Annotated in this window: 8 protein-coding genes; 7 read left to right on the forward strand and 1 reads right to left on the reverse strand. The window is 56.7% G+C overall.

Translation table 11 applies throughout. The features are described 5' to 3' along the window. The first annotated feature begins 163 nt into the window (after positions 1 to 163). Complete coding sequence (locus MPRO_RS17480) at positions 164 to 889, forward strand: glycosyltransferase family protein (RefSeq protein ID WP_245635126.1); 726 nt, start codon at positions 164 to 166, stop codon at positions 887 to 889. Beyond that, positions 886 to 2,886 (forward strand): capsule polysaccharide biogenesis protein, encoded by a 2,001-nt coding sequence (locus tag MPRO_RS17485; protein ID WP_067295834.1) that lies wholly within the window; start codon positions 886 to 888, stop codon positions 2,884 to 2,886. Before MPRO_RS17480 ends, MPRO_RS17485 begins: the two co-directional genes overlap by 4 nt. A 14-nt stretch (positions 2,887 to 2,900) precedes the next feature. Here the strand turns inward: MPRO_RS17485 and MPRO_RS17490 are convergent, their stop codons facing one another. Continuing rightward, complete coding sequence (locus tag MPRO_RS17490) at positions 2,901 to 4,628, reverse strand: SLC13 family permease (RefSeq protein ID WP_067295838.1); 1,728 nt, start codon at positions 4,626 to 4,628, stop codon at positions 2,901 to 2,903. A 981-nt stretch (positions 4,629 to 5,609) separates the two neighbouring features. Here MPRO_RS17490 and cysD point away from each other — a divergent pair. The 5 genes from cysD to MPRO_RS17515 all read left to right on the forward strand — a co-directional run bounded on the left by cysD (position 5,610) and on the right by MPRO_RS17515 (position 12,883). Beyond that, complete coding sequence (cysD, locus tag MPRO_RS26390) at positions 5,610 to 6,617, forward strand: sulfate adenylyltransferase subunit CysD (RefSeq protein ID WP_439646788.1); 1,008 nt, start codon at positions 5,610 to 5,612, stop codon at positions 6,615 to 6,617. Beyond that, the gene (cysN, locus tag MPRO_RS17500) at positions 6,617 to 8,527 is read left to right on the forward strand and encodes a sulfate adenylyltransferase subunit CysN (RefSeq protein WP_067295841.1); all 1,911 of its coding nucleotides are present in this window, start codon (positions 6,617 to 6,619) and stop codon (positions 8,525 to 8,527) included. The genes cysD and cysN overlap by 1 nt, the downstream gene beginning before the upstream one ends. Positions 8,528 to 8,596: 69 nt before the next feature. Further along, the gene (gene cysQ, locus MPRO_RS17505) at positions 8,597 to 9,397 is read left to right on the forward strand and encodes a 3'(2'),5'-bisphosphate nucleotidase CysQ (protein WP_067295845.1); all 801 of its coding nucleotides are present in this window, start codon (positions 8,597 to 8,599) and stop codon (positions 9,395 to 9,397) included. A gap of 494 nt (positions 9,398 to 9,891) precedes the next feature. After that, entirely contained in the window at positions 9,892 to 11,535 is a 1,644-nt protein-coding gene (pgi, locus tag MPRO_RS17510; protein WP_067295921.1) for a glucose-6-phosphate isomerase, read from the forward strand. A 70-nt stretch (positions 11,536 to 11,605) separates the two neighbouring features. Continuing rightward, positions 11,606 to 12,883 carry a UDP binding domain-containing protein gene (locus MPRO_RS17515; RefSeq protein WP_067295849.1) on the forward strand — a complete coding sequence of 426 codons (1,278 nt, stop codon included), beginning with the start codon at positions 11,606 to 11,608 and terminating at the stop codon, positions 12,881 to 12,883. The last annotated feature ends 16 nt before the right edge of the window (positions 12,884 to 12,899 follow it).

Consider the following 12,899-nt stretch of genomic DNA (forward strand, 5'->3'; position numbering starts at 1 on the left):
ACAGCATTCAAACCCGTCGACGGATTTCTTTGTACTACCGCAACTTGATGGTGCTTTCTATAGTTGTGAACAATACCAGTTGTGTGACACGCCTCCAGCTAATGTGGATGACATTGGACTTGTCGTTTTCGTGCGATATATCACGCCACAGTGGAGGCAATGGTTGGAGAAAAATTTAGCGCGAGTCGGTGAGGTCGTTGTATTTATTGACGATGATCTATTTGATTTCAACGCCGCCAAAGGTATGTCTTTACGCTACCGTTGGAAGCTGTTCAATCTGACCTGGCGCCATCAGGGTTGGCTAAAAAAAATGGGTGCCCAACTCTGGGTGTCTACCCCATATCTGGCTCAAAAATACGCCGATTGGCAGCCGATTTTACTGGAACCCAAGGCTCCAGCCAGGCAGGCTAAGCCTGTCAAAACGCTGTTCTATCATGGGTCAGCTTCACATTATGACGAGATCGAGTGGTTATATCCTGTTGTTGCTGAAGTACTGGAGCGTGCACCCTGGCTTGCATTCGAAATCATCGGTAACCAAAAGGTACGCAAGCTGTTTGCTAACCTGCCGCGGGTCCATGTACTGCACTCGATGAAATGGTCCGCGTATCAGGCCTTATTGCGGCGGCCCGGGCGTACTGTTGGCCTCGCGCCTCTACTTGATTCGCCTTTCAATCGCGCGCGATCGCACACCAAATTTTTTGATATTACTCAGGCTGGTGCAGTGGGTATTTATGCGCCAGGAGCTATTTACGAGCGTATCGTGCGGCACGGTGACAATGGGTTGCTGGTACCGATGGAAAAAGATGCCTGGGTTGATGCGATTATGCAGTTGGCGGGGGATGAGGACTATCGCACTCAGCTGCTGCAAGCTGCACGTAATTCGCTATGATCGGATATTTTTCAGCGGGAATTTCGCGCATAGCCTTTCTGGATCAGTTGCTGCAATCACCCAGTCGGCGTATTGGCTGGAATACCCCGCGCACGGCAATCAGCCAGGTGGCGGGCTGGGGGCTGAAACCCTCTGCGGACAAAGCCCGTCGCTATGCTGGCGCAGAGGGGTTGCCTTACCTGTCGCTTGAGGACGGTTTCGTGCGATCCCTTGGGCTTGGGGTATGGGGAGCGCCACTGCATAGCCTGATTGTGGACGCTACTGGCATCTACTACGATGCGACCCGCTCCAGTGATCTTGAATGCTTGATTACAGCGGCGGATTCTTCCGCCGCACAACTGGCGCGGGCTCAGGCGTGTATGGCGCTGCTGCGCCACTATCGGCTCTCCAAATACAACCACGCGCCTGATATTCCTTTGTTCAAGCAAGTTGATGGCACTCTGCGAGTACTGGTCGTTGATCAGACATTCGGTGACCCATCGGTTGGCTATGGCCTGGCTGAAGAAGCCACTTTTGCGCAGATGCTTGACGCTGCGATAGCACAGAATCCGGGCGCGGAGGTTTTGGTCAAGGTCCACCCCGATGTTATCTGCGGCAAGAAGAAGGGCTACCTGCTTGAAATTGCCCGGCAGCGCGACTGCAGGCTGATTGGGGAGGATTTGTCGCCCTGGGCATTGCTTGATGCCGTTGACAAGGTCTACGTGGTTACGAGCCAGCTTGGCTTTGAGGCGCTGATGGCGGCTAAGGAAGTGCACTGTTTCGGTATGCCTTTCTATGCCGGCTGGGGCCTCACTGTGGATCAGCAGACGTGTGAGCGACGGGGCGTTCAGCGTTCGCTAGAGCAAGTGTTCGCCGCGGCCTATCTGCGCTATTGCCGTTACATTAACCCCTACACCGGGGAACGCTGTGAGCTGGAAGATACTATCGCGCTGATTGCTGACCAAAAGCGCGTTCAGGAGCGCTTGCGCGGTGACTGGCTGGGAGCCGGATTTTCGCGCTGGAAGCGCTCCTTTGTACCTGCATTTCTCGGATCGGCAGCGCAGCTGCGCTTTGGCCGCCGCCATCCCACGGTGCTTCAGGGTGTTGACTCGCAGACGGCTATCGTCAGTTGGGCCAGCGCGCTTGAGCCGGAATTTGTCTCTGCCTGTTCAGGTGCCGGAGTCACTCTCTGGCGAATGGAAGATGGGTTTGTGCGTTCGGTTGGGTTGGGTGCTGACCTGGTGCGACCTTTGTCGCTGGTGCTTGATTCGCGGGGGATCTATTACGATGCGTCGGCGCCAAGTGATCTTGAGGCATTGCTGCAGGAAACAGACTTTACGCCCGATATGATTGAGCGCGGGAGTTACTTGCGGGAAAAACTTGTTTCGCTTCGTGTGTCGAAATACAACACCGGCACGTCGACACCACTTGATTTACCGCAGGGCCGGCGCCTGATCCTGGTGCCGGGGCAGGTAGAAACCGACGCTTCAATTGCAAAAGGCTCGCCAGTTATTAAAACGAATCTCGGGCTGCTCGAGGCCACACGCGCAGCCAACCCAGATGCTTTTATTATCTACAAGCCGCATCCCGATGTGGTGGGAGGGGGGCGTTATGGTGATATTAACGCAGCGCGTCTCTGCGATCTGGAGGTAAAGAATGTCGCCATTACCGATCTTTTGGATCAGGTTGATGAGGTACATACGCTCTGTTCCCTTAGTGGATTTGAAGCCTTGCTGCGCGGTGTGAGCGTCGTGACCTATGGGATGCCATTCTATGCTGGATGGGGCCTGACCCAGGACAGACTGCAGTGTTCAAGGCGCACTCGGCGCTTGACTCTGGAGGAGCTGGTCGCCGGTACGCTGATCAGTTATCCGATTTATGTCGACCCCAGGACGAACCATCAGATCAATGCCGAAACTGCGATAGCATTGCTCGCGATTCAGCGTGCCCGAGCCCGGCCCGATAATTTTAAGACCAAAGCCTATCGGTTGATCAGAAACCGATTCCTGAAACGATAAGTCGAAACGTTAAATCAAAACGGAAACACCCAGGGCACCAGTACCAGCACAGCGACGGAATAGGTCAGGCTGACGGGCAGGCCTGTTTTTACATAGTCCTGCAAGCGGTAGCGCCCCGGTGAGTAGACCATCAGGTGGGTCTGGTAGCCGAAGGGGATCAGGAAGCAGGCGCTGGCGCCGAAGGCGACGATCATGATGAAGGGCAGTGGGTCGGCGCCAAAGGCTTCGGCTGTCGACAGGGCAATAGGGAACGCCAGTGCTGCCGCTGCATTATTGGTCACGGTTTCGGTGAGTACCAGAGTCAGCAGGTAGACGCCGACCAAGGCGCCCATTGTGCCAAAGCCGTTGGCGTAACTCTGGATAAAATTGGCGACCAGCTGTGCTGCGCCCGAGGCTTCCAGGCCCCTGGCAATGGTCAAGGCAGACCCGACCATTAACAGCAGCTCGAACGGGAAGCGCCGACGCATTTCGCTGACGGACAGGATGCGGCTTGCCAGCAGTGCACCGAGCAACAGCAGCAGGCCATTGAACAGCGGCACCAGGCCGATGGTGGCTGCGATTATCACGGCGGCAAAACCACTTAGCGCCAGGGCGCTTTGGGTATCACTGAGCCTTGGGCGTTGCAAGGATCCACTCAGTACGTGGAAGTTTCGGTCCAGGTTGCGATGCTGGCGGAAGTCCGCCCCCACCGCCAACAGCAGGCTGTCGCCTACCCTCAGTGGGATCCGGCCGAGCTGTTGCTGCATGCGCTTTTCCCCCCGCCTTATACCCACCACGCCGGCATTAAACATGGTGCGAAAATCGACCTCCTGCAGAGTGCGGTTGGCCAGCTCGGACTGGTTTGATATCACCACTTCCACCAGGTTGGTGGCGAGCAGGTCGTCGGCGCGGCTGCCGAACAGCTCAAGTCCCTGAAAGCGCTGCAACGTCTGAACTTTCTGCACCTCCCCGGTGAATGCCAGAATGTCGCCGGCCTGAATAATTTCTTCGGGCCCGACTGGGCTGATCAGATGACCATCCCGCTCGATCTCCAGCAGAAAAAGCCCGTCCAGGTTTCTGAGTTTATTTACTTCGATGCTTTTGCCGATTAGCGCAGAGTCGCTGAGTACCAGGGCGTTGAGAAAATATTCCAGGCTACTGTCTTGTGCGTCTGTTTGATTGGCAGGCAGGTTTCGGGCGCTGAGCAGCAGCACCAGAATGCAGAGTAGTGCCACGGGCACACCCACCAGGCTGAACTGGAACATCTCTAGTGCCGGCAACCCTGCATTGACGGCGAACGAACTCACAACCAGGTTGGTCGAGGTGCCGATCAGGGTGGTTATGCCGCCCAGGATCGAGGCATAGGAGAGAGGGATCAGCAGTCGCGACGAAGTGATTTTTCGCTGGCGGCTGATGGCACCGAGAAAGGAGGCGACCACCGCTGTATTGTTAAGGAAGGCGGACAGTATCGCAGTGGTACCCATCAGGCGTAACAGAGCCACTGATTCCCTGCCGCGCAGCAGCTTTTCGGACAACAGGTCCAGCACCTGGGAGCGCTCCAGCGCCAGTGAAACCAGCATAAGCAGTATCAGCGTCGCCAGGGCCGGATTAGCGAAGCTGGCCAGCATGTCGCTGCTATCAATTACCCCGAACAGGACAAAGCCGCCGGCCCAGCCTGTAAACAGCATAGCGGGAGGGATGCGACCGCTGGCGAGCAGGCCCAGTAGGGCGACGACCGATATCAGTACGCTCCAGCTTTGCATGGATTGTCAGTTTCCTTGTTGTTTCTTGCGGGCTTACAGCATTCCTGCCGAGGGGTAGCTGAGGTGTTGTTTATCGCTCGGCTTCGCTGTTCTGCGTCTGTCGGCTTGTCATTGTAGGAGTATGTTTTATACTCTGTCGATAGTTATCAGGCTTATTACGCTGGTGTTTTAATGTTTTTCATTATTATTCAATGAGTTAGTGTGAATATGTTGGTAAAACATTTATCGCCTGAAGAGTTGAACAAGCGTCGGCATCGGGCAGTTCAGTGGCGTATTGACGGTGCTACGGTGGCGCAAGCTGCCAAGCAGGCAGGTCTCAGTGCGCCCACCGTGATCGCCGCCTACAAGGCCTTTGTTGCAGGCGGCTGGGGCGCTGTTGATGTCAAGCCGCGTGGTCGCAAGACCGGGTCCGGTCGCAGCCTTGATGCTGAACAGGAAAAGGCGTTGCTGCAGCATCTTTTTGCGCTGCTGGCGCAGGCCGAGCCGGATAGAAACGAGCTTTGGCAAGTCGAGGGTATTCTCGAGTGGGTGCAGCAGCAGCTCGGCGTCGCGCTAACAGGCCGCAGTCTTACGCGTCTGCTGCAGCAGTGGCAGTTGAGCGCACCTGAGCTCAAGGCAACGCTGACTGCAATACCACAGAGTGTGGCCTTGCAGCGCTGGAGCAAGAATCAGCTTAAACCGCTTGATACCAGTATCCGCAAGCAGGGTGGTTCCCTGCTGTGGGGTGGCTTGCGCCGTATCGCCAATCCACTCGATGGAAAGTACTGCTATCAGCTGTACGTACACGCAGGGCGTGGGCGGCAGTTTTGGTTGCTGAGTGACGAGCCGCCGCTCGCCAGCCTCTATCAGGCATTTTTTCAGCGCCTGTTGGAGACTTTCAAAGGCCCCGTTGGGCTGGTTTTTCATGGCGCACAGCTCAGCCGTGAGCCAGAGCTGAATGCCTGGCTAAGTCGTCATGAGGCATCATTCAAGCTTCTGGCTATGCCGGCGCAAGCACCGCCGGTGAGCCGAAAGAACGTAACGCACACGATACTTGCATCCCGGGCAGCCCCGGGTCCGCTCGGAAACACAGAAACGTCGAGGAAAACGATGGCACTGACACATTTGCAACGGCTGGAAGCCGAAAGTATCCATATCATGCGCGAGGTGGTGGCTGAGGCTGAAAACCCGGTCATGCTTTATTCGGTCGGCAAGGACAGCGCGGTTATGCTGCATCTGGCGATGAAGGCGTTCTCGCCCTCAGTGCCGCCGTTCCCGCTGCTGCATGTGGATACCCGCTGGAAGTTCCGTGAAATGTACAGCTTCCGTGACAAGATGGTGAAGGATCTGGGTATGGATCTGCTGGTGCATACCAACCCTGAAGGAATCGAGAAAAACGTTAATCCCTTCACCCATGGTTCGGCGATTCATACCGACATCATGAAAACCGAAGGCCTTAAGCAGGCGCTGGGCAAGTATGGCTTTGATGCGGCCTTCGGCGGCGCGCGTCGTGACGAGGAAAAATCCCGCGCCAAGGAGCGGATTTTTTCCTTTCGCAGCGCCCAGCATCGCTGGGACCCCAAGGAGCAGCGTCCGGAGCTGTGGAAACTCTACAATTCGCGCAAGCACAAGGGTGAAAGTATTCGAGTCTTCCCGCTGTCCAACTGGACCGAGCTGGATATCTGGCAGTATATCTACCTTGAGAACATTCCGATTGTCCCGCTGTACTTGGCTGCGGAGCGCCCGGTTGTCGAGCGCGACGGCGCACTTATCATGGTGGATGACGAGCGCATGCCGTTGCACCCTGGCGAAGTACCGATGATGCGCAAGGTGCGCTTCCGTACCCTGGGTTGCTATCCGTTGACCGGCGCTGTTGAGTCGGAGGCCGATACGCTGCCGGCCATTATTCAGGAAATGCTGTTGACCAAGACCTCCGAGCGCCAGGGGCGCGTTATCGATCACGATTCGGCGGCATCAATGGAGAAGAAGAAGCAGGAGGGCTATTTCTGATGTCACATATATCGGATCTGATTTCAACGGATATTGAGCAGTACCTCAAGGCGCACGAACGCAAAGGGCTGTTGCGTTTTATTACCTGCGGCAGCGTTGATGATGGCAAAAGTACCCTGATTGGTCGTCTGCTGTTTGAATCCAAGATGCTGTTTGAAGATCAGTTAGCGGCGATTGAAGCTGACTCGAAGAAGTTCGGTACCCAGGGCGACGAGATCGATTTCGCGCTGCTGGTAGACGGTCTGGCTGCTGAGCGTGAGCAGGGCATCACCATTGATGTGGCCTATCGTTTCTTCTCCACGGATAGACGCAAGTTTATTGTTGCCGACACTCCGGGGCATGAGCAATACACCCGCAACATGGTGACCGGCGCCTCAACCGCAGATGCGGCCATCCTGATGGTGGATGCGCGCAAGGGTATTCTGACCCAGACTCGCCGCCATAGTTACCTGATGTCACTGATTGGTATTCGCCATATAGTCGTGGCGATTAACAAGATGGATCTGGTCGATTACTCGGAAAAGACCTACAGCCGTATTGTTGAAGAGTATCGCGAGTTTGCCCGTCAGCTGGGTCTCGGCGAGGTGACCTTTATCCCGATGTCAGCCTTCAAGGGCGACAATATCACCAGTCACAGCGAGCGTATGCCCTGGTTCCATGGCACTACTCTGATGGGGTATCTGGAAACCGTCGAGCTGGAAGAAGAGCGCTTGCAGCAGGGCCCATTCCGCATGCCGGTGCAGTGGGTCAATCGGCCGAACCTGGATTTCCGCGGTTTTGCCGGCTCCATCGCCAGCGGCGTGGTACGCCCGGGTGACCGCATTCGCGTGCAGCCCTCCGGCAAGGAGAGCACCATTGCCCGCATCGTCACCTATGATGGCGACTTGGAGCAGGCCGTCGCTGGTCAGTCCATTACGCTGACCCTGGCGGATGAGATCGATATTTCCCGTGGCGATGTTATTTCCGGTATTTCGGCGCCGGCGGAAACGGCGGATCAGTTTGAAGCGACCCTGGTGTGGATGCACGAAGAGCCTTTGCTGCCGGGGCGTTCCTATTTGCTAAAAATAGGTACCCGCACGGTGACTGCCCAGGTTAGCGAGATCAAGTACCAGGTCAACGTGAATACCCTCGAACATACAGCGGCGAAGAAGCTGGAGCTGAACGCCATCGGTGTCTGCAATCTGACGCTCGACCGTGCCATTGCCTTTGACCCCTACGAAGTCAATCAGGATACCGGCGGTCTGATTCTGATCGATCGCATGACCAACAGCACCGTGGGTGCGGGTATGCTGAAATTCGCGCTGCGCCGCAGTCAGAATATTCACATGCAGCACGTCGATGTTGATAAAAACGCCCGCGGCACTAACAAGTCTCAGAAGCCCTGTTTACTGTGGCTGACCGGTCTTTCTGGTGCCGGCAAGTCGACCATCGCCAATCTGGTGGAAACCAGGCTCCATGCTCGCGGCCACCATACCTACCTGCTGGATGGCGATAACGTGCGCCATGGTCTGAATCGGGATCTGGGCTTTACCGATGCCGATAGAGTTGAAAACATCAGGCGCGTAGCAGAGGTCGGCAAACTGATGGTAGATGCCGGTCTGATCGTGCTGACGGCCTTTATCTCACCGTTCCGTTCTGAACGAGAGATGGCGAAGGATCTGGTGGCCGAGGGTGAGTTTATCGAAGTCTTTATCGATACTCCGCTCAGCGTGGCCGAGGATCGTGACCCTAAGGGACTTTACAAAAAGGCGCGCCGGGGTGAGTTGAAGAACTTCACCGGTATCGATTCGGTTTACGAGGCGCCGGAAAATCCACAGATACATATTGATACCACGCAACAGACGCCAGAGCAGGCGGCGGATTCCATAGTCGCGGTGCTTGAAGAGCGCGGGATGCTGGCGGTCGGGTAAGGCAATGGCGGGGGCGGCTACTGCAGGGCAGTCAAGCTCCCGCAGAATTGAAAATTTAGGGTAGGGAAAATGACAGCAATTGATCAGGTGTTGCTCGATGGTGTGGAGCAGATCGCGCGCGAGGCGGGCGATGCCATCATGGTTATCTATGGCCGTGATTTCAGTATTGAAGAAAAAGCCGACAAGTCGCCGCTGACTGAAGCTGATGCTGCGGCGCACGAGTTGATCGTGGCCCGCCTCAAAGTGCTAACGCCAGAGATGCCGATTTTGTCGGAAGAGGATACATCGGCTTTTGGTGGTGCTGATGCCAGCGGTCGTTACTGGCTGGTGGATCCGCTTGATGGCACCAAGGAGTTTATCAAGCGCAATGGCGAGTTTACCGTTAATATCGCTCTGATTGAAAACGGAGTTGCGGTGCTGGGCGTGGTGTATGCCCCGGTGCTTGATGTGACCTATCTCGGGCTCAAGGGGTTGGGCGCCTTCAAGGTTGACGCCCATGGGCGTCAGTCGATTAGGGTCGCTGAGCACGCTGAGGGTGATAGCTGGCGCGTGGTGGGTAGTCGGTCCCATGCTGGTGCTGAGACGACCGCCTGGCTGGAAAAGCTGGGGCAGCACGAGATGGTTGCCATGGGCAGTTCGCTTAAGCTCTGTCTGGTGGCAGAAGGGGCGGCTGATGTCTATCCGCGTCTCGGCCCGACGTCATTGTGGGATACCGCTGCCGCCCAGGCCGTGGTTGAACAGGCCGGTGGTGCCGTGATTCAGCTTGATGGCACCCCTCTGAGCTATGCCAACACTGCGCACATTCTGAACCCATTCTTTATTGTGCACGGAAAGAGTGCGCAGGATTGGGCAGCGCTGGCGCCGCAGTAAGTTTCAATTTGTTGTAACCGTTGACCCAGGTCACCATCATGGTGACCTGTTGGTTATGGGCAGTGCGCATTTGGGTGTTATAGGGGTGCAATCTTTTGTGGCACTCTGTTTGCAACGGAATACGCATGACTTCAAGGCCGATAACCGAGTGATTCAAAAGGTCTATTAATTACTCTCAAACATCTGCTTGTTATCGGTTTGCGGCTATATGGCTGCGCCTATGGTTAAATGCCTGCTGAATGGCGATCGGGGTGCTCGGTCTCAGCTCCGAGGGTCTTTTGTCTGTTTTTGCCGACAGTTTTCTGAGCTGGAACTGCGGTCTTTAGGCCCTGATTGGTCATGTCCAACAGCGGGAGCGGCATCGTCTCAGGTTGAGGGCAGGGCTGGCGCGAGCCATTAATTGAGTACATCCAGAAAGTGCAGAAGCGCTAAGGGCGTTTTTGACGCGCTTTATTGATATCGCGCATGAATATGGCCTGTGGGAGACTAGGGAATTGACTATCGAAAGCTGTTGGCAGGGTCTCGGCGCCCATGCTGATGTATTGAAGCAGCAGCATCTGAAGGATCTGATGTTACAGGACGGGCGCTTTGACGCCTTGAGTTTTGGTCACGAAGGCCTGTTGCTGGATCTGTCTCGTCAGCGTCTGCTGCCGCAGACGCTGGACAAGCTGATGGAGCTGGCCCAGGCCAGCGACCTGCCGGGCTGGATTGAAGCGCTGTTCCAGGGCGAGGCGGTGAACAATACCGAGCAGCGCCCGGCGCTGCATACGGCGTTGCGCTTGCCGGCCAGTGCAACCTTGCAGGTGGCCGGTGAAGATGTGGTGCCCAAGGTGCATGCCAATCTTGAGCGCATGGCGCAGATGGTTGATATGTTGCACAGCGGTCAGTGGCGAGGTTATACCGGCGAGCCTATCGATACGGTGGTGAATATCGGTGTCGGCGGCTCGGATCTGGGGCCCATGATGGCGTGCCGGGCACTGGATGAGTTTGAGCCCGAGCAGGCCAAGAGCATCGAGGTGCACTTTGTATCCTCCATGGATGGCAGCCAGCTGGCGGCACTGCTTGAGCAATTGAACCCGGCCACGACCCTCTTTATCGTCTCGTCCAAGTCGTTCACGACCATGGATACACTGGCTAACGCGGCCACGGCGCGTCGCTGGTTGCAGGATGCCAGCGAGCTGCGTGACGAGGTGCTGGTTAGCCGGCACTTTATCGCCGTCACGGCATCGCCTGAGAAGGCTCGGCAGTGGGGTATTCCTCTGGCAAGTCAGCTGCATTTCTGGGACTGGACCGGCGGGCGCTATTCCATGTGGTCAACCATTGGCCTGCCAATTGCTCTAAAAATTGGTATCGATAATTTTCAGGAGCTGCTGGCTGGCGCCCACTCCCTGGATGAGCACTTCCGGCATACGCCGCTGCAGCAGAATCTGCCGGTATTGCTGGCGATGGTCGGAATCTGGAATATCAATTTTCTGGATATTCATGCGCACGCAATTTTGCCCTACGACGGTCGCCTGGCGCATCTGCCGGCCTATCTCGAACAGCTGGAGATGGAGAGTAACGGCAAAAGCGTAAGGCGTGATGGCACCGCTAGCACGCACCGGACCTGTCCGGTGCTCTGGGGTGAAGTCGGACCCAATGCGCAGCATGCGTTTTATCAGCTGCTGCACCAGGGCACGGAACCGGTGATGTGTGACTTTGTGGTATCAGCACGGCGTTATACCGGCCAGCGCGAAACCCTGCAGCGCCAGCATCAGCTGTCGCTGGCGAACTGCCTGGCTCAGGCGCGGGTGCTGGCGCTGGGGGATGCGGCCCTGGGCGCTGACCAGGATAATTCTCAGCCCTGGCAGCGCTATCGCGGCAATCAGCCGAGTACGGTGATACTGCTGGACGAGCTGACACCGCGGGCGCTTGGCTCGCTGATTGCGCTGTACGAGCACAAGGTGTTTGTGCAGTCCGTTATCTGGGGGATTAATCCGTTTGACCAGTGGGGCGTGGAGCTGGGCAAGACCATGGCGACACAGTTGCTGGCGGTGCTGGATAGTGGCGATCATCCGCGGGCCTCCTTTGATCAGGCCACTAATGGTTTGCTCGCCGCCATAGGTGCGCGCAGGAGTGATACGGGGGCATCATCATGAGTCAGATTCTCGTCATGCAGCAGCGTCGAACACGATGGAGCGGAGCAGCACAACGAATGGAAACCTATCAATGAAAATTGCAGTCTGGGGAGACGAGCTCGCCGCCTGGGTTGCCGCGGCGCAGCTGGCCGCTTTTGGTAACGATGTCTGCGTATCGCTGTCGCATGCCGATACTGCCGTTGCCAGTATTAGGCCCGGCCAGAGCAGCGTACAGGCTGAACCTGGCCTGATGGGGCTGCTGGAAACTGCGATAGCTCAGGGGAACTTGAGCACAGCACTGGCGCACGAGAGTCTGGATGCCAGTGTGTACTGGTTGGCCATGGCGCCGGATGAGGAAGAGCAGGCCATAGCGCTGGTAAGGCGTCTGGCGCAACGCACAGACGCGCCGCTGCTGCTGATCAATCAGAGCAATTTCGGTATAGGTGCGAGCGACAAGCTGCAGGCGCTGCTGAATCAGAGGGCAGGCCAGAACGTGATCTGTCTGCCCGACACCCTGCAGCAGGGCAGTGCCCTGAGCCAGTTTGGGCGTCCGCAGAGCTTGCTGGTGGGGTGCGAGGACGAGGCGGGATTAGCGCTGCTAAAAGCATTGCTGCGGCCTTTTGTTGGCGGTGTGCAGAGTCTGCAGATGATGACCCGGCGTGAGGCTGAATTTACCAAGTTCGCCATTACAGGCATGCTCGCGCTGCGTTTGGGTTATATCAATGAGTTAGCCAATCTCGCCGATCTGTTGAGTGTCGATATCGAAGTCGTGCGTGAGGGTATGGGCTCGGATGAGCGTATCGGGCGGCATTATCTGGCGCCTGGCTGTGGCTTTGGTGGTCAGCATTTCACTCAGTATATTGAGGGACTGGCCGGGCTCTTTAGCGAGAAACGCCGCTCTACCTTGCTGGATACTGTTTTGACCGAAAACCAGCGTCAGATGGAACTACCCTTTCGAAAACTCTGGCAGCACTTTGAGTGCGATCTGCAGGGCAAGACAGTGGCGCTCTGGGGGCTGGCCTTCAAACCGGGAGTGGCGAGTATCGACAACGCACCGGCGCTGCGCACCATTGATGCGCTGTTGGCCCAGGGCGCCCAGGTGCGCTTGCATGACCCAGAAGCCTTGCCTGAGGTGCGTGAACGCTACGGTAATAACGCACGACTGCAGTATTGTGCCGACAAGTATGATGCGGCCCAGGGCGCCGATGCCTTGCTGTTGCTGACCGAGTGGCCTGAATACTGGTCGCCGGACTTTGTCCGTCTGGCTCAGGCCTTGCGCACTCGGGTGATAGTGGATGGGCGCAATATCTATGATCCGGCGTTACTGCGCGCCCAGGGATTCGACTACTACGGCATCGGCCGTCTCTGACTAATCATGGGAGCCC

Origin of the sequence: Marinobacterium profundum, assembly GCF_001528745.1 — a bacterium.
Taxonomy (GTDB): domain Bacteria; phylum Pseudomonadota; class Gammaproteobacteria; order Pseudomonadales; family Balneatricaceae; genus Marinobacterium_A; species Marinobacterium_A profundum.